The organism is Streptomyces sp. NBC_00523 (genome assembly GCF_036346615.1).
Classification (GTDB): domain Bacteria; phylum Actinomycetota; class Actinomycetes; order Streptomycetales; family Streptomycetaceae; genus Streptomyces.
Genome location: NZ_CP107836.1, coordinates 48745 through 66093, shown reverse-complemented (window position 1 = coordinate 66093; position 17349 = coordinate 48745). Strand labels below are relative to the sequence as shown.

The window sequence follows — 17349 nt, the reverse complement described above, 5'->3', positions numbered from 1 at the left end:
GCCGACGGACGGCCGCGGTGCCGCAGGCACCCCCGGGTGAGCGTGAAGAAGGCGAGTTCACGGATACTTCAACGGGCACGGTACGCAACAGAGCTTCCGCCGCCCCACGACAGGATGTCCCTCAGGAAGGCTGAACGCGGTGACGACCGTCGCATATCAGGGTGAACCCGGCTCCAACTCGGCGACCGCCGCACGCGCCCTGTACCCGGACGCCTCGGGACACCCGTGCACCGGCTTCGAGCAGGCCCTGGACGCCGTGGCCCTCGGCGACGCCGACCTTGCCGTGATCCCGGTGGACAACTCCGCGGCCGGACGCGTGGCCGACGTGCACCACCTGCTGCCGGAGTCCGGGCTGTTCATCGTCGGCGAGTACTTCCTCGCCATCCGTTTCGACCTGATGGGTGTCCCCGGCGCCACCCTGGACAGGGTCGAGTGCGTCCGCAGCCACGTGCACGCCCTGGGGCAGTGCCGCAAGCTCCTGCGGGAGGGCGACTGGCGGACCCTGGTCTGCGACGACACCGCCGGAGCGGCGCGTGAGGTGGCCGAACTGGGCGACCCGCGGCACGCGGCCCTCGCACCGCCTGCCGCGGCCGGGCTGCACGGCCTCGACGTCCTGCGCGCCGGCGTCGAGGACGACCCGGAGAACACCACGCGATTCGTGGTCCTCTCCCGCAGGCCCGCTCCCGCCCCGGACCCGGGACAGCCGACCATGACGAGCCTCTTCTTCAGCGTGCGCAACATCCCGAGCGCGCTTTACAAGGCACTCGGCGGCTTCGCCACCGGTGGGGTGAACCTCACCAAGATCGAGAGCTATCAGATCGGCGCGGGGCTCAACGCGAGCCGCTTCTACGTCGAGGCCGAGGGCCACCCCGACGAGCAGCGGGTCGCCCTCGCCCTGGAGGAACTGCGGTTCTTCTCCTCCGAGGTGCGTGTCCTGGGCGTCTACCCGGCTCATCCGCACCGGTTGAAGGACTGACCGGGGACCGCTCGTTCTCACCGGTTCGTACGGTAGTGGGAACGGCCACCCGACGACGGCGCGAGGCCCCGGCGTCGGCGGTTGGCCCGCGCCGCCGGCTCAGAGGTGGTCGGCGTCGACCACGGCCTGGGCGAAGGCGGCAAGGAGCGCGACCTCCTGGCTGAGGTCTTCCCGAACCGGATGGTCGAGGAGCACTACGTCGTCAGCTTGGCTGTCACCACCTGCTGACACGGCGCTGCGATACGTTGGCAACCGCCAGCGGACAGAGGTGCGGCTCTGGTCTCGCAGGCTGGCTCAGGATCGAAGGGTGGATTAGGCCCGTCGCTCAGGCGGCGTACGCGTTGGCGAAGGCCGGGAGCTGCCAGTCGCCGCCGCGGTCCTTCCTCGACATGCGGGCGACCACGTCGGGGATGTGGAGGAAGCAGGCCAGCGCGGTGACGCTCTGGAACGCGCTGATGGCGTGCTTGCTGAGGGGCATGCCCACGCGCAGGATGCGGGGGTTGACCTCTCCCTGGATCTCGTCGACGAAGGGCCGCAGGACCTGTTCGTAGTTCGCCAGCGCGGCCGGCAGGTCGGCCGGGTTCCGGTTGACCTCCCCGGCCAGGACGTAGGCGCCGACCAGGCCGCCGGAGATACCCATGCCGCTGTAAGGGGAGGCGCAGTGCGCGGCGTCCCCTGCCAGGACCACCCGCCCCTTGGACCAGCTGTCGATGCGGACCTGTGCGATCTCCTGGGAGTAGAAGAACGGGCTGTCCTTCATCCCCGTGACGAACCGCTCGGTCTGCCAGCCGGCGTCCTTGAACCGCTCGGCCCAGAACGCCTGCTGCTGCTCGACGGGAGCGCGATGGATCGCGGTCGCTTCCGCCGACTTCTCGCGCATCACGAAGTACACCTGGGTCTCGGTCGCGTTGTGGCTGCGCCGCATGATCTGCCGCCCGCCCGGGACCATGTAGGTGTCGCGAAGGTTGGTGTCGGAGGCAATCCGCGGCACGAACCAGTACGCCATGTGGGTACCCACACGCCAGTACGGATCGTAGCCCGGCGGCAGCAGCGCCCCGCGGGTACGCGAGCCCTGCCCGTCCGCGCCGATCAGCAGGTCGTACTCGCCCGAGGTCCCGTCAGAGAAGTGCGCGGTGACGCGGTCGGAGTGCTGGTCAAATCCGTCAACGCTCATTCCGAAGACGTGCTCGGCGTCGTCCTTCGTCGCCTCGTGCAGGATGCGCACCAGGTCACCGCGCATGATCTCGTATTCCGATGTCAGGGTCTGGCGGCCCTTGCCGGAGGTGTTGGCCATGATCGTTGCTCTCGGTTTCCCGCAGGAATCGACGAACGCCACGCCCGCCTCGTCCACCAGCCGACTGCGCACCTCCCGAAGCAGCCCCATGCGCTCCACCGCCTCGATGCCCTGCCCTCGCAGATCCACCTGCGCCCCCGAGGCGCGTAGCGCTGGGGACCGCTCGACGACCGTCACCGTGTGCCCATCGCGCGTGAGCCAGAAGGCCAGCGCCTGCCCCGCAACGCCGCCGCCGGCCACCAGGATCCGCAGGGAACGCTTCGCGATCTTGTTCGTCATGATCCACACTCCAAAATCTATCAGTGATCGGTTCTGGCTTTCCAGATTCTTCTATCACCGATAGATTGTCAACGTGACGAAGATGAACCGTGAGACCGCCGTCGCTGAGGCGCTGGACCTGCTGGACGACGTGGGCCTGGAAAACGTCAGTACTCGGCGACTGGCCAAACGCCTGGGTGTGGAGCAGCCTTCGCTCTACTACCACTTCAAGACCAAGAAGGACCTGCTGGCCGCAATGGCGGAGGTGGCCATGGCCCCGCACGCCCACGCCGCCCTGCCAGAGCTCGGGGACGACTGGCGCAGCTGGTTCCTGGACAACTCGCGCAGCTTCCGCCGCACCCTGCTGCTGCGCCGCGACGGCGCCCGCCTGCACGCCGGCAGCAGGCCGACCGGCGATCTGGACCGGATCCGTCGGAAGATGACCTTCCTGATGGCCTCCGGCGTACCCGAGCGGCACGCACAGATGGCGATGCTGGCCGCCGGCCGCTTCACCGTCGGATGTGTCCTGGAGGAGCAGGCCGACGCCGACGCGCCGGCCCCGGAGAACCTGCCGGACGATGTTCCCGCACTCGATCACGAGGCCGCCTTCGAGGCGGGCCTCGCGCTCATCCTCGGCGGCCTCGAGCAGCACACCGCTGCTCCCGACACCGCCCACTGACCGCCGACGGGTGAGGTCAGGACACCACACCTCGGGGCCCGTCTCATCGAGGGTGAGACATCCCAGTGGTCGCGCGGCCCACACGGCCGCCAGCACGAGAAGTTGAACCGCAGCCCCTGTCGGAAGCCGTCGGCCGAACGCGCCGCACGTCCACCACGAAGCTCGCGCCCAGCAGCCAGTTGTGGTCATCCGGTTGTGATCGACTTGGTCGACGAGCGTGACTGCCCCGCGAGCGGCGAGGTTGCTGAATATCAGCCCGTTGCGGCTGGCCGAGACAGAGCAGGCCGCATTGCTGAAGCGTCCGTGCGGACCGCTCGCGCGTCGGCATCGTTGCACGGCGGCTGGTTGCTCAAGCGGTTGCCCGAAGGGTGGACTTGCAAGGAGTCGAACTCATGCACTGCAGACCAGGGGCCTTGGGCCAGTCTTTCCTTCTGGCGACACCTCTTCCCCGCAGGGGAAGAGACGATCTCGCCGGGAGAAAGGAGAGCAGGAACGGTGAACCATCGGCATGTCTGATCGAGGCCCAGAGCGTGAAGACCTCCAACAGCATTCCGGCCTCGAGCCAGGCCATCGACGCCGGCAAGAAGAACGTCGGCAGGAAGCGGAGCATCGTCACCGAGACGCTCGGATTCCTCCTTGCCGTGCTGGTGACCGCGGCCGGCGTGCGGGACTCCATCGCCGGCGCCCACCTTCTGGACCAGGTCGCCGCCGAACACCCGGGCATCGGCAAGATCTGGGTCGACGGCGACTGCCGCCATCACCTCGTCGAGCAAGCCGCGACCCTCGGCGTCGACATGGAGAGTACCGCTCGCAAGCCCGAGACCAGGGGCTTTCCCCCGATACCGAACGATGGGCGGTGGAGCGGGCCTACGGCTGGCTCTGCTGAACCGTCGCCTGGCCCTCGACTACGAAGACCTCCCGCACGCTCCGAAGCCGTGATCCACCTCGCCATGACCAGCCTCGTGGCCCGCCGCCTCACCAGCGAGAGCACCATCTCCTGGCGCGACCCGGAGAACGCCGCATAATATCCGATATAGGGATGGGGATTGGGTGAAAACGACCTCTTTCTTCCAGCTTCCGTTGTCGGTGCTTGGTGACAGGATCACCCGCATGAGTTTCGTACGAACCACTCCGCCGCGGCCCGTCGACGTCACGGCGGTCTTCCCGGAACTGCTCCGTTGGCGCGTCTTGCGATACGTCTGCATCCGCGTCCGGGGTCACCTTCGGTCAGGGACAGCTCGGTCGGCGGGCCGTTGTTGTGGCCGACGGGGGAGCCCTGGCCGCACTGTGAGAGCGGGCACTTGCACGTGGACACCGGATTCCGCGAGTCACCGACCGCAGTACGCCTCCAGAGACTCCTGCAGTTCAGGCGGCGTCCTGACGTCCAGCCCATGCTCACGCCCGAGGAGGAAGCACTCAGGGAACAGGACGCCGCGCGGCTCGCCGAACGGCTTGCCGCGAGTTCTCCCGCGCCTGCCGAATCCCCGGCCCCGATGTTGCCCGTGGCGCAGCTGTACCTGCGTGACGTACCCCTTTTGAGGCCGCCCGGGCAGGCTGATCTGCTGCAGATTCTCTGGTGCCCGTACGAGCACGAACCCGATTACAAGCCGGCGACCGCGCTGTTTGGCGGTCGGCCGCGGAAGTCGGTGACGTTCTCGCCGCACCACCGGAACCGTACGAGGCGGACTGTCCGGGCTATGTACCGGAGCCATGCCTGCTGGCACCGGAGGAGACCACTGAGTACCCCAACAGCCTGGATCTGAGCCCGGAGCTCCAGCGGATGCTGGAGGACTGGACCAGGTGGCAGGCGGCCGGTGCCGACGTGGACAGTTCCTACGCGGAGTATCCGCTGGACTTCTATTTCACCCACCTGGGAAACGCACCCGGCTGGAAGGTCGGAGGGTGGCCCCCGTGGGGCCGCACCGACCCGTACCCCCGGTACTGCTCCGTGTGCGAGGCGCGGATGGTCCCGCTCTTGACGATCGCTTCCTGGGAGTGGGGCGGCGATGGAGGCTGGGTGCCGCAGGAGGACCAGGCCCAGGCAGCGCGATCTCACTGGGCAGGCCAGGATCCCTCTCAGCCGACGGGTGTAGAGGTGGGCAGCACGGACAACATGCAGATCTACGTCTGCCCGACCTCCCCCGAGCATCCGCACACCGACCTGATCCAATGAGGTACCCCTCACGCACCCGGTGACAGAAGTGCTGCCGAGCGTGGGCACGTGACAAGTCACTCCCCTCACTGGTGCCATTCAGACTGCTTCGCGCAACCCGTTCTCGCACCTCAACTGGCCCCGGCTGGTGACAACTACGGTGCTTCGGCACAGATCTGCGGGCCGCCGCACGGCGCTCTGGCGGTGGCCCGCACCGAATCCGCACGATGAATGCGAGACCGAAGATGACCCGGTTCTGGCCGCCCGGCGAGAGCACCCGCCGACCGCTCGCCCTGAGCGTCGCCGCGCCCCGCGAGCCAGTTGACCCGGCCCGGATCGGCGGCCGTGTCGTACGGCGCCGGGCCAAGGGTATGAGCGCCGGCGCCATCGCGGCGGCCCTCGATGACGCCCGCTTCGACGCCCGGCAGGCGTCCCGCCACGAGGACCTGGCCGACGACCTTCGGGGCCGGGCGGAGCTCGCGGAGTGGGAGCGCCTGGACCAGCTCCTCGCCGCGGTCGCGCCGGGCACGGGCCACGACCCGGACAGCGACGACGCCGCCCAGGCCGAGCTCGCCGCCGCCCGGGAAGCCGAACTGCGCGAAGCACTGCGGATCGCGGACCGCGCCGACGACCTCCAAGCGCTGCGTTTCGGCACCCTGGAGCAGACCGGGCCCCGCACTGGCGACGTAGCCGTACGCGACGAACTCACCCGGCGAGCCCCACGGCCTCCAGCAGCCGCCGCCCGGGCGCGGCGGCGAGGAAGGAGTGCACACACGGCTCCCCGTCATGGCCGTCATCGGCGGTGACGGGGATACACACGCGCGCGGCGACGTCCAGGAGCAGCCGAAACAGAATCCCCGGGCCGATGTCGGCGGCGACCGCGTCAGCGGTGTCGATGTCCCTGGCGTGCCACGCCTGGACGCAGGCGAAGGCGTTGGCGATGTCGGCCGGCTCCATCGGGGCGAGCGGCGTGATGACGGTGTTCTCGGGAATGGGCGGCTCCCTCATCTTCGGGCCGCCCTGCTGAACACGGCGGCCTCAACGACCCCCCCCCGAACCGCAGCCCGGATGGGTCTCCCTCTCGCCATGCTGCGCGACGATCAGGGAAAGGTGCTGCCGCCCGGGATTTGCCGCTGGGAGACTTTGGAGATGACCACGCAGCGCCTGCCTTTCCCGGTCCCGGATGACCGGGCCCACTACTTCGTCACCTGCTACGCCGACATGCACGACCTCGTGGAGGACCTGGTCGTGCCCGACGGCGTGCCCGAGGCCGCGGCGACGGTCCTGCGTACGGCGCGCGAGCTGCTGCGCCAGTCCTACTACTGCTACGAGTTCTCCACTGTGGCGGTCATGCACTCCCTGATCGCGGTGGAGATCGTGCTGCGCGACCGGATCCCGGACGCAGGCAAGAAGCCGCTGTACCAGCTCATCAAGCAGGGCGCGGCCGACGGGATCCTGACCGCCCGGCAGGCGGAGTACCTCGATGACGGGCGTAAGATCCGCAACCGTCTGATGCACGGCCACACCGCGCACGCGGTGATGCCGCCGGCCATGTCGGTGCCGATGGTGACGACGTCATTCACGATCGTCTCCGAACTCTGCGCGGCACCCGCCGGGTGATCATGGCTCAGTAACGGTGCTCAAGCGGAGCGCCCATTTCCGCAGCTCATTGAGGCCGGCGTCGTGAAGTGCGCCGACGATGCCATGGGCGCGGGCGGTGGTCAGGTCGTGGGTGGATCCGGGAAGCGCGGGTGAGGCCCACAGCAGGCGGCCGAAGGGATCGGTGAGGACCTGGACGTTCATGCCGTGGCGTTTGGGTCTGCCCGAGTCGTGCGGGGCGTCGGCGGCGATCCGGTCGATCGGCAGCAGGGCGCCGTCCAGGATCACGAACGCCTTGGTCCGCGCGACGCGCACCGCCTCGGCACCTCGACCGGTCCCGCGAAGCTGTGCGGGATCATGGCGATCAACGTGGTGCAGCGGAAGGCCAGGGCGAGCGCCGAGCCGGCGAGCGCAGGCACCGTGACCATCAGCGGTGACGCGACCGAGCCGGACACGTACGAGAAGGGCGACACGGTGACCGCCACCGCTCGTCCCGCGCGCGGGTTGCGGCGCACCGGCTGGACAGTCTGCGGCAGGAGACTGCCGCAGACCGGGAACACGGTCAGCATCATGGTGACGGGGGATCACCCGGTCGTCGCCGAGTTCAGCTGCTCCCTTGGTGCGCGGGGGCCGGGCGCACCGTGTCGCCGCGCTGCCGGGCCGACTGCCCCCACGGGCGTTGCAGGGGCCCGGGCCGCCGGCCGCTTCCGGAGTCAGGTGCCGTACACCTGGAGCTGCGCGAGTTGGCCCGCCGGCCAGCCCGTGTTGGCGGTGAAGACGAGCCGCAGATGGCGGGTGGTCGTGGAGGCGGGGAGGGTCAGAGTGGCGGTGTTCCCGGTGAGCGGGTCGAAGGAGCAGTCCGTGCTGCCGCGCAGCATGGAGAAGGAGGCGCCGTCGGTGCTGCCCTGGACGGTGACGGTCTGCGTGCGCGCGCCCCAGTTGGTGGACGGCGGCAGGGCGAGAACGATGCGACGGACGCCTGTGGCAGCGCCCAGGTCCACCTGGAGCCACTGGGGGAAGGCGTGGTTGGCGCTCTCCCAGTACGTGCCCGGATCGCCGTCCACGGCGTTGCCCGCGCCGTAGGTCTGGGTGTGACTGCTTTCGGAGACCGGCCGGCGCAGCGCCAGGTCGCCGGTGGGGGTGCCGCCGCCGGCCGCCGTGGTGACGGTGACCCGGGCCGAGGCCGCGGACACGGAGCCTGTGGAGTCGAGCGCCTGGACGTCGAAGGTGTACGAGGTCGACGGGGAGAGGCCGCTCACCGTGTACGTGGTGGTGTTCCCCGGAGCGGTGCCCACGGGGGTGACCGTGTCACCGGTGATCCGGCGCACACGGTACCCCGTCACACCGGAGTCGTCCGTCGAGGCGGTCCAGGCCAGCGCGACGGTGGTGTCGGTGACGGTGGTGGCGCGCGGATTACCGGGGGCGGTCGGCGGCTGGTTGTCGTTGCCACCGACGAGCGGCGGGGTCGGCCGGGTGGCGGTGACGGGGAACTGGCCCTTGAGCATGCGGCCGCCGTCGCCGGTCAGCCGGAGGTAGTAGTCGGACGAGCAGGCCGTGCCGTCCTCGTCGAGCGCGAGGAAGCCCGACCCGGCCGGTACCCAGTCCCGGGACTCCGCGGTCTTTGCGATCTGGTTGCCCTCGTTGTACTCGTCGAACATGGAGATGTAGACGCTGGACACCTGGGCCCGGCCCATGTTGTAGAACTGCCGCCACATGAAGTCACCATGAGCGCGCTGGCGTTCGGTGACCCCGCCGGGCAGGACACACGGCTGGTAGTCGATGCCGTGCGCGGCGCACTCGGCGAGGTCGGGCACGGTCGCGGCGTTGTAGAAGTTGTCGGCGTCGCCGGCGTTGCCGATCCGGCCGACCAGCCACGGCGAGAGCATGTCGAAGGCGTGGTAGACGCCGCTGAAGCCCGGCCGGGAGTCCCGGTCGCCCGTTCGCCACCATGTCGGGACCCCTCCGATGACGTAGCAGCCCTGGGCCTTGAACCAGTTCAGCACGTCCAGACAGGCTTCCGGGGTGAACGGCCGCTGGGCGTCGTTGAAGCCGAAGCCCCAGATACACACCACCGGTTTGCCGTTCTGCCGGGCATAGGCAGAAGACGCGGTGTGTGCACGCATCTTGAGGGTCCAGTCGGCCTTGATGGCCGTCTGCATGGACGTCCAGTCGGACACGTCGTACATGATGTAGAACTTGACGCCCTCGGCCTCGGCGGCGGCGCGTACCTTGCTCGCCATCGCGTCGCGCGTCGGCCCTTCGCCGCCGGTCGGGTTGAACCGCTGGAGGGCCGCCGCGTCGATGCCGTACTGCTTCATCCACCGGAAGTGGGTGTCGACGGTGGACTGGTCGTAGGACGAGAACAACGAGGCCGGCTGCCCGTTGCCGAGGTTGGCGAAGGCGGTCCGGTACGTGGCCGGGTACTCACGGACATCGGGCCAGGCGACGATGGCGTGGTTGGACGCGGAGGGGGTCTCTCCCCAGTTCCGCGCCCAGTGCCACCAGCCGTCGATCGGGGCGCCGTCGCCCTTGCAGGCGAACCAGCCCTGGTACCCCACGGTCACCTTGCCCACCACGTCCCCCGGGCCGCTGGCCGCGAACGAGGCGTCCGCGAGTGCGGCCTCCCCGCCCGCGATGACTCCTGTCAGTCCCGCCGCCGTCGCCGCTTGCAAGAACGTGCGCCGCGTGAATCCCACCGAGAGCTCCTTCGATCAGTTCTCCACTACGGCGCCCCGGGGGGTCGCGAACGAGCCGCCGGCAGCGCTGCAACTTCTCGCCGGGAACTGTATTGACGTGAACACGTCCTCGCAAGAGGTCGTCATAGAGATGAAAAAAACAGAGCTTCTGTGCGTGTGGGGCGGCCGACCGCTCCGGGGACGCCCTTCGCCCCGACTGGGCGCCGCTCCGGCGGCCTGCGCGCGGGTGAGGTAGGACCAGGTATCGCCGGCCCGGGTGATGCGGTCGCTCTCGTCGTGGAGGGCGATCACTGTGCGACCTCCGGGATGGGAGGCGGACTCGCCCGGCGGGCACCGGAGGGCCAGTGCGATCATGCCCCTCACCTGCGGATCGGCGGCCGCACGGAGAGCCGCCGGGCTCCCATGGAGTGACCGACGAGCACCACGGGCACGGGGCCCGCGACCTCGTACAGCTCGCTCGGCGTGCGGGCCCCCGTCGCGTTTCGTGATCAGAGGGTGTGGAACTCCCGCCTCAGCTCGGTGAATCCACGCTCCACGCGGCTGGGATGGACGCGGTTGGTGAGCAGGACCGCGTAGCGCCCGGCCGCAGGGTCGAGCCACAGGCTCGTGCCGGTGAATCCCGTGTGACCGTACGAAGCCGGGCCGAAGGTGTCGCCCACCGGGGAACCGGTCGAGTCCTGCCCCTGCCAGGCCAGGGCGCGGCGCAGGTTGAGGTGGTCCGTGCGCGGAGTGGTCATCAGCGTGAGGGTGTCCGGCTCCAGCAGCGGGGGGCCGCCGCCCAGGAGAGCGAGCGCGAGGCGTTCCAGGTCCGCGAGCGTGGAGAAGAGCCCCGCGTGTCCGGCGACGCCGCCGAGTACCACCGCGTTCTCGTCGTGCACCTCGCCGACGACGGTCCGGCCACGCCAGGGGCAGGCTTCCGTGGCCACCGCACGCCCCCGCTGGGCGGGCGCCGGCCGGAAGCAGGTGTCGGTGAGGCCGAGAGGTGCGCACACGAGCTCGCTCATCAGCTCGTCCAGGCTCCGGCCCGTGACCTGTTCGGCGATGAGGCCGAGCAGGATGAACCCCTGGGACGAGTACGTGACCCGGGTGCCGGGCGCGGCGGTGCGCGGCAGTGAGCCGAGCGCCGTCAGCAGGGACTCACGGGTCGGGTGGTCGCGGTAGAGCGGTACCCCGCCCGGCAGCCCCGAGGTGTGGTCGAGGAGTTGGGCGATCGTACGGGGGGCGTGCGGGCTGTCCGCGTAGCGGGCCAGATGCTGTCCGACGGTGTCGCCGAGGCGGAGCTCGCCCCGGTCGACCAGTGCCATGACGACCAGGCCCGCCAGCGGTTTGGTCACGGATGCGAGGTCCCACAGATCGTTGCCGTCCAGCGGGGGTCCCCCTTGCGCGCGGGTGCCCGTCCAGCCGCGGTCCCACGGCCCCTCCGTGCCGCCGAGCGACCAGGCGGCACCAGAGTAGAGACCGCGCGCCCGTCCGTCCTCCAGCAGCCGGCGCCGGGCGGCCGCCCGGGCCTCGGGGGGCACCGCGCCGCTCGGGCCGGGGGCAGCCCCCCGCGCGTCGGCGGGCGTCGGGCCGTTCGGGCCGGAGGCGGTCCCTCGCGCCCCGGCGGGCGTCGCCGAGTTCCTGTCCGCGCTCACCGGGACTCCTCCGCCCCGCCGCTTCCGGCGGTCCCCGCGCCGCGATCCGTATCGCGGTCGTGGCCCGGCACCAGACCGAGCCGTGCGCCGGGCTGCGCGGCCAGGCCCGCCGAGACCGCGGCGGCGGCCGACCGCACCACCGGCCCGTAAAGCCGCGCCGCCGCCTCGTCGAGCGTGAAGGCGAGACCGGTGAGCACGAGGGCCCCCACCGCGCGGCCGGTCGCATCGCGCACCGGGGCGGCGAGCGCACGGCGGTCGAGCCAGGCGTCGGAGCCGTCGAAGGCGTAGCCGTCCCGGGCCGCCGCGGACAGGACCGCGCGGGTCACCTCGTCGGCGGGCGCACCGTCGGGGCCGGCGGACAGCGGTTCGCGCTCCGCGGCCGGCAGGTCGGCGAGCAGGGCGAGGCCCGCTGCCCCCGAGGTGAGCGGTTCGCGGAAGCCGGGGCTCAGGCCGAGGCCGAAGTCCTGCGCCGGAGCGCGGACGTCCAGATGGATGACGGTGCGGTCGTCGCGGACCACGTACGAAGCGAACAGCCCGGTGCGCACGCGGAGTTCGTCCAGAACCGGCCCGACCCTGCGCAGCGCGGCGTCGTCGGCGAGCACACCCGCGGCCAGGCCGAGGAGCCGGGGTCCCGGCCGGTAGCTGCCCCCTGGGCCCGGCTCGGCGTAGCCCGACGCGGCGAGCGCGCGGAGCAGTCGGTGCACGGTCGGTTTGGCCAGTCCCGTACTCCGGGCGAGGTCCGCGAGGCGATGCGGGGCGCCCGCCTCGGCGAGGGCCGTCAGGACTTCCATCGCCTTGTCCACCGGGCCGGGGGCGGGCGGTGCGATATCCGCTCCGGAGGCGCCGACGGGCAGCGCGGCGGAGGTCTGCTTCTGCGAACGACTGTTGACCGGTTTCCCCATGTGGCCTACCTTACCCGAACTGCATTCCATTCACCGGAACGAGTGTGTTGTCCAATGGAACGAATACGTGAAGGGGGAGGCGGCCCGGGACTCGGGTTCTCCCGCCGTTCGGTGCTGCGCCTGAGTGGCCTCGCGGTGCCCGCTCTCGCCGCTCCCGCCCTGCTGACCGGGTGCGGAGCCCCCTCGGCGGCCTCGGCCGGCAATGTGCTGCGGGTCTCCCAGACCGGGGACCCGAAGACGATGGACCCGCACAAGCAGGGCGACATGACGTCGATGAACGCCCTGATCAACATGTTCGACACGCTCACCACGCGGGGCCGCGACAACTCGCTCCAGCCGCGGATCGCCCTGTCCTGGAAGGCCGTTGAGCCCAAGGCGTGGCGGTTCGAGCTGCGCCGGGGCGTCACCTTCCACAACGGGGAGCCGTGCGACGCCGAGGCCGTTCGCTTCAGCATCGAGCGGCTGCTCGACCCCGCGACGAAGTCGCCCATCGTGGAACTGCGTTACGTCGAAGGCGTCAAGGTGGTCGACCCGTACACGGTCGATGTCCGCACCTCGGTGCACGACCCGATCCTTCCCGCGAAGCTGTCCCTGTTCGGCGGCGTCGTCGTACCCCCGCGCTACCTCGCGAAGGTCGGCGACGAGGGCTTCGCCGCGCACCCGGTGGGCACCGGCCCGTTCACGTTCCGGCGCTGGCAGCGCGACCACGAACTGCGCCTCGCCGCCTACGACCACCACTGGCAGGGCCGCCCGCACGTCGACGAGCTCGTCTTCGTACCCGCCCCCAACTCCTCCTCCGCGCTGGCCGCGCTGCAGAGCGGGGGCGTCGACATCGTGGCGGGCATGACCCCCGACGCGGCGCAGCAACTGGCCGGCTACCCGGGCGTGGAGATCGGCCACCACACCGGCATCCGCACCTCGTATCTGTCGCTCGACACCCTCACCGAGGGACCGCTGCGTGACCGGCGCGTACGGCAGGCGCTCAACCACGCCATCGACGTGCCCCTGCTCATCAAGGCCGTGCTCGGCGGGAAGGCCACCGAGGTCCCGGCGATGATCCCGCGCGGCGCCTTCGGTTTCGACGCGTCCGTGAAGCCCTTCGAGCGTTCGCTCACCAAGGCCCGCGCACTGCTGGCCGAGGCTGGACACCCCGACGGCATCAGCACCTCGATCACCGCCTCCAACCTGGACGCCAACGTGGCCGAGGCCATCGCCGGCCTGCTGGCCCGCGCCGGTGTCCGGGCCAGGGTGAACCTGCTCGACCCGGGCACGTACTCCCAGCGCCTCACCTCCTCCAACCACGGCGCGCTCGGCCCCATCTATCTCGCCGCGTCCACCGTCTGGACCATGGACGGCGAGAGCATGCTCCAGTCGAACGTGCGCAGCGACCGGCGGCAGAGCCGCTGGCACCACAAGCGCGCCGACCAGCTCGTGGACCGCGAGGAACTGTCCGTCGATCCGGACGTGCGCCGCCGCGCCTTCTCCGAACTCCAGCAACTCATCAAGGACGAGGCGCCGTTCGTGCCCCTCTACCAGATCGACAACATCTACGTGCACAACACCCGGCCGAGCTGGACGCCCGGCGCCGCAGGGGTGCTGGACATGGCGAGCGCGAAGGTGGCCGTGTGATGAGCCAGACCCTGACCGCACCCGGCGTACAGGTCTCCGGGCCCAGTCGCGCCTGGGCCGTCCTGCGGCCCGCCGTCTCCCGCCTCGGCACCGCACTCCTGGTCCTGCTGTGCACCGCCACCGTCGTGTTCTTCCTGGTACGCCTGTCCGGCGACCCGGTGAAGGTGATGCTGCCCCCCGACGCCACCGCCCAGCAGGAGGCCGTGCTGCGGCACAGCCTGGGCCTGGACCGGCCGCTGCTCACGCAGTACCTGGACTACCTGTGGGGCCTGCCGCGCTTCGACTTCGGCAACTCCCTCTTCTACAACCAGCCGGTCCGCGCGGTCCTGGCCGACCGCATCCCCGCGACGCTGCTGCTCGCGGCCGGCGCCCTCGTGGTGACGCTGGTGATCGCTCTGCCCGCCGGGACCATCGCGGCGATGCGGCGCGGCAAGGCCGCCGACCGCGGAGTCATCACGGCCGTCCTGATCGGCCAGTCGACCCCCGCCTTCTGGGTGGGCATCCTGCTCATCCTCGTGTTCGCCGTCGGCCTGCACGCGCTGCCCGCCTCCGGATACGGCACCTTCGCCCACCTCGTACTGCCGTCGGTCACCCTGGCCGTCTACTCCGTCGCCGTCGTCGCACGGCTGCTGCGCTCCTCACTGATCGACGTGCTCGGCTCCGACCACATCCGTACGGCACGCGCCCGCGGCCTGGGACCGGTACGCACCGTGCTCCGGCACGGACTGCGCAACGCGTCGCTGCCCGTGGTGACGGTCGTCGGGCTGGAGATCGGCAGCCTGCTCGGCGGCGCGATCCTCACCGAGCAGGTCTTCTCCTGGCCCGGCGTCGGCCAGCTGACCGTCCAAGCCATCGCCAACCGCGACTTCCCCCTGGTCCAGGGCACCGTGCTGCTGTTCGCCGCCACCTTCGTCGTGGTGAACCTGCTCGTGGACCTGTCCTACGGCCTCCTCGACCCGAGGGTGAGGAACTCCCGATGACCACCACCGCCCCCGCCCCCACGGCCCCTTCCACCGCCCCCGCTCCCGTCTCCGCCCAGCCCTCCGTGCTGCGCTCACTGCTCCGCAACCGGCTGGCCGCCGTCGCGCTCGTCTTCCTCCTGCTGATCGTCGTGTGCGCGCTGTTCGCACCCCTGATCGCGCCCACCGACCCGGCCGCCCAGAACCTCCTCGGCAGGCTCCAGCCGCCCGCCTGGCAGTCCGGGGGCGACAGCGCCCATCTGCTCGGCACCGACCAGCTCGGCCGCGACCTGCTCTCCCGGGTCGTCTACGGCACCCGGGTCTCCCTGCTCGTCGGCGCGGGCGCGGCCCTGCTCGCCGGTGTGATCGGCACCCTCGCCGGCCTCGCCTCCGGGTACCTCGGCGGCTGGACCGACCGGGTCGTGATGCGGTTCGCCGACGTCCAGCTCGCCTTCCCCGCGATCCTGCTGGCGCTCGCCGTCGTCGGATTCGTCGGCTCGGGCCTGGGCTACGTGATCCTCGTGATCGGCGTCACCGGCTGGGTGTCGTACGCCCGGGTGGTGCGCTCCGAAGTCCTGTCGCTGCGCACCCGCGACTTCGTCACCGAGGCCCGCGCGATCGGCGTCGGCGACCTCGCCATCATGCGGCGCCACCTGCTGCCCAACGTCATGGCACCCCTGGCCACCATCGGCACGCTGCACATCGCGTCCGCCATCGTCGCCGAGGCGTCGCTCAGCTACCTGGGCCTCGGCGTCCCCAAGGAGACGGTGACCTGGGGCGGCATGCTCGCCGACGGACAGCTCTACCTCGGCACGTCCTGGTGGATCGCCGTCTTCCCCGGCATCGCCCTGATGCTCACCTCGCTCTCCATCAACATCCTGGGCGACGCGCTGCGCGACGTCGCGGACCCGAAGGCGTACCGCCGATGACCGACTCCGCACAGACCCCGCCCGCCGAGCCCGTCCTCGAATTCCGGGACCTCCGCGTCGACTTCGCGCTCGCCTCCTCCACCGTGCACGCCGTACGCGGAGTGAACCTCTCGGTCGCCGCCGGCGAGACGCTCGCCGTCGTCGGCGAGTCCGGCAGCGGCAAGTCCGCCACCGCCCTGTCCGCGATGCGCCTGAACCCGGAACCTCCGTGCGTGTACGCGGGCGGCCAGGTGCTCCTCGACGGCCGGGACGTACTCGCCCTGCGCGAGAAGGAACTCCGCAAGATCCGCGGCTCCCGGATATCCATGGTCTTCCAGGACCCGATGACCAGCCTCGACCCCCTGCAACGGGTGGGGGACCAGGTGTCCGAGGTGCTGCGGCTGCACGGCGACCACACCCGCGCCGAGGCCCGCCGGGCCGCGCTGACCGCGCTGGACGAGGTCGGCATCCCCGACCCCGAGCGGCGCTACCGCCAGTACCCGCACGAGCTCTCCGGCGGTCTGCGCCAACGCGTCATGATCGCCTCCGCGCTCGTCGCCCGCCCCCGCGTCCTCATCGCGGACGAGCCCACCACGGCGCTCGACGTGACGGTGCAGCGACAGATCCTGGAGCTGCTCGTACGGCTCCAGCGGCGCCACGGCATGGCCGTGCTGCTCATCACCCACGACCTGGGCGTCGTCGCCGAGACCGCCGACCGCGTCGTCGTCATGCGGCACGGCGAGGTCGTCGAGACCGGCGACGTCGAACAGGTCTTCACGCGCCCCGCCGCCCCGTACACACGCGAGCTGCTGGCCGCCACCCCCCGACTGGAGCCCGTCGCATGACCACGACCCCGCTGCTGGAGATCGAAGGACTGCGCAAGGAGTTCCCCGGCCGGCCGCCGAGCGTCGCCGTCGACGACGTCTCGCTCACCGTCCGGGAAGGCGAGACCTACGCCCTGGTCGGCGAGTCCGGCTGCGGCAAGACGACGCTCACCCGGCTGCTGCTGCGGCTGCTCGAACCCACCGCCGGCACCGTACGGTTCGACGGCACGGACCTCCTCGCCGTGAAGGGGGCGGCGCTGAGGCCACTGCGCCGGCAGATGCAGGTCGTGCTCCAGGACCCGTACTCCAGCATGAACCCGCGACTCCGGATCGCCGACATCGTCGGGGAGCCCCTGGTCACCCACGAGGAGTGGGCACGCGGGCGGCGCGGCCGGGCGAAGGTACGCGACCGGGCCGGGGAACTCCTCGACGCCGTCGGCCTGGACGCCGGCATCCTCGACCGGTATCCGCACGAGTTCTCCGGCGGGCAGCGCCAGCGCATCTCCATCGCCCGGGCCCTCGCGCTGGAACCGCGCCTGGTCGTGCTGGACGAGCCGACGAGCGCGCTCGACGTGTCCGTCCAGGCCCGCGTACTCGACCTGCTCGCCGATCTCCAGGAACGCCTCGGCCTGACCTACTTCTTCATCTCGCACAACCTGGCCGTGGTGCGGCAGATCGCTGACCGGGTGGCCGTGATGCGACAGGGCCGCATCGTCGAGTCCGGCACCGCGGACCAGGTGTTCACCTCGCCCGAGGACGCCTACACCCGGCGCCTCCTGGACGCCGTACCCGTCCCCGAAGCCGGCCGCCGGATCCTGGGAGGCGTCGGCGCGTGAGGG

The 17349-nt window shown here is 70.8% G+C and carries 16 protein-coding genes and 3 pseudogenes; 12 read left to right on the top strand and 7 right to left on the bottom strand.

The window, feature by feature from the left end:
• Positions 1-139 precede the first annotated feature (139 nt).
• The gene (locus OHS17_RS00365) at positions 140-976 is read left to right on the top strand and encodes a prephenate dehydratase (RefSeq protein ID WP_330310495.1); all 837 of its coding nucleotides are present in this window, start codon (positions 140-142) and stop codon (positions 974-976) included.
• A 99-nt stretch (positions 977-1075) separates the two neighbouring features.
• On the opposite strand, the gene OHS17_RS00360 is transcribed toward OHS17_RS00365, so the two are convergent.
• Entirely contained in the window at positions 1076-1207 is a 132-nt protein-coding gene (locus OHS17_RS00360; protein WP_330310494.1) for a hypothetical protein, read from the bottom strand.
• A gap of 94 nt (positions 1208-1301) precedes the next feature.
• A complete protein-coding gene (locus OHS17_RS00355) occupies positions 1302-2549 on the bottom strand; it encodes an FAD-dependent monooxygenase (protein ID WP_330310493.1) in 1248 nt (415 codons plus the stop codon).
• 82 nt (positions 2550-2631) lie between these two features.
• Between OHS17_RS00355 and OHS17_RS00350 the strand changes: the two genes are divergently transcribed.
• The 4 genes and pseudogenes from OHS17_RS00350 (at position 2632) to OHS17_RS00335 (ending at position 6165) form a co-directional block, all read left to right on the top strand.
• Positions 2632-3207, top strand: a complete 576-nt coding sequence (locus tag OHS17_RS00350; RefSeq protein WP_330315118.1) for a TetR/AcrR family transcriptional regulator C-terminal domain-containing protein — start codon at positions 2632-2634, stop codon at positions 3205-3207.
• Between the two features lie 476 nt (positions 3208-3683).
• A pseudogene (locus OHS17_RS00345) lies at positions 3684-4232 on the top strand (transposase); the annotation flags it as partial.
• A gap of 755 nt (positions 4233-4987) precedes the next feature.
• The gene (locus tag OHS17_RS00340; RefSeq protein ID WP_330310492.1) at positions 4988-5380 is read left to right on the top strand and encodes a hypothetical protein; all 393 of its coding nucleotides are present in this window, start codon (positions 4988-4990) and stop codon (positions 5378-5380) included.
• A gap of 206 nt (positions 5381-5586) precedes the next feature.
• Complete coding sequence (locus OHS17_RS00335; protein ID WP_330310491.1) at positions 5587-6165, top strand: hypothetical protein; 579 nt, start codon at positions 5587-5589, stop codon at positions 6163-6165.
• On the opposite strand, the gene OHS17_RS00330 is transcribed toward OHS17_RS00335, so the two are convergent.
• On the bottom strand, positions 6065-6367 hold the full coding sequence (locus OHS17_RS00330) for a hypothetical protein (protein WP_330310490.1): 303 nt from the start codon (positions 6365-6367) through the stop codon (positions 6065-6067). The two genes, OHS17_RS00335 and OHS17_RS00330, sit on opposite strands and share 101 nt — an antisense overlap.
• 141 nt (positions 6368-6508) lie before the next feature.
• Between OHS17_RS00330 and OHS17_RS00325 the strand changes: the two genes are divergently transcribed.
• Positions 6509-6979 carry a hypothetical protein gene (locus OHS17_RS00325; RefSeq protein ID WP_330310489.1) on the top strand — a complete coding sequence of 157 codons (471 nt, stop codon included), beginning with the start codon at positions 6509-6511 and terminating at the stop codon, positions 6977-6979.
• 57 nt (positions 6980-7036) lie between these two features.
• On the opposite strand, the pseudogene OHS17_RS00320 reads toward OHS17_RS00325, so the two are convergent.
• Positions 7037-7279 (bottom strand): annotated as a pseudogene (locus OHS17_RS00320) (transposase family protein); the annotation flags it as partial.
• Between the two features lie 36 nt (positions 7280-7315).
• Between OHS17_RS00320 and OHS17_RS33805 the strand changes: the two are divergent.
• Positions 7316-7507: pseudogene (locus OHS17_RS33805) on the top strand (InlB B-repeat-containing protein); the annotation flags it as partial.
• Between the two features lie 164 nt (positions 7508-7671).
• Here OHS17_RS33805 and OHS17_RS00310 read toward each other — a convergent pair.
• The 3 genes from OHS17_RS00310 to OHS17_RS00300 form a co-directional block, all read right to left on the bottom strand.
• Positions 7672-9654 carry a discoidin domain-containing protein gene (locus tag OHS17_RS00310; protein ID WP_330310488.1) on the bottom strand — a complete coding sequence of 661 codons (1983 nt, stop codon included), beginning with the start codon at positions 9652-9654 and terminating at the stop codon, positions 7672-7674.
• Positions 9655-10142: 488 nt separating this feature from the next.
• Positions 10143-11174 (bottom strand): serine hydrolase domain-containing protein, encoded by a 1032-nt coding sequence (locus tag OHS17_RS00305; RefSeq protein WP_443053276.1) that lies wholly within the window; start codon positions 11172-11174, stop codon positions 10143-10145.
• A 110-nt stretch (positions 11175-11284) separates the two neighbouring features.
• Entirely contained in the window at positions 11285-12190 is a 906-nt protein-coding gene (locus OHS17_RS00300; protein WP_330310487.1) for an IclR family transcriptional regulator, read from the bottom strand.
• 54 nt (positions 12191-12244) lie between these two features.
• Here OHS17_RS00300 and OHS17_RS00295 point away from each other — a divergent pair, with 54 nt between their 5' ends.
• The 5 genes from OHS17_RS00295 to OHS17_RS00275 are packed head-to-tail and all read left to right on the top strand — an operon-like array spanning position 12245 to position 17346.
• Positions 12245-13819, top strand: coding sequence for an ABC transporter substrate-binding protein (locus OHS17_RS00295; RefSeq protein WP_330310486.1), 1575 nt, complete (start codon positions 12245-12247; stop codon positions 13817-13819).
• The gene (locus tag OHS17_RS00290; RefSeq protein ID WP_330310485.1) at positions 13819-14799 is read left to right on the top strand and encodes an ABC transporter permease; all 981 of its coding nucleotides are present in this window, start codon (positions 13819-13821) and stop codon (positions 14797-14799) included. Before OHS17_RS00295 ends, OHS17_RS00290 begins: the two co-directional genes overlap by 1 nt.
• Complete coding sequence (locus OHS17_RS00285; protein WP_330310484.1) at positions 14796-15707, top strand: ABC transporter permease; 912 nt, start codon at positions 14796-14798, stop codon at positions 15705-15707. The genes OHS17_RS00290 and OHS17_RS00285 overlap by 4 nt, the downstream gene beginning before the upstream one ends.
• Positions 15704-16531: an ABC transporter ATP-binding protein gene (locus tag OHS17_RS00280; protein WP_330310483.1), complete on the top strand. Its 828-nt coding sequence runs from the start codon at positions 15704-15706 to the stop codon at positions 16529-16531. The genes OHS17_RS00285 and OHS17_RS00280 overlap by 4 nt, the downstream gene beginning before the upstream one ends.
• Positions 16528-17346, top strand: coding sequence for an ATP-binding cassette domain-containing protein (locus tag OHS17_RS00275; protein ID WP_330310482.1), 819 nt, complete (start codon positions 16528-16530; stop codon positions 17344-17346). Before OHS17_RS00280 ends, OHS17_RS00275 begins: the two co-directional genes overlap by 4 nt.
• Positions 17347-17349: the final 3 nt, after the last annotated feature.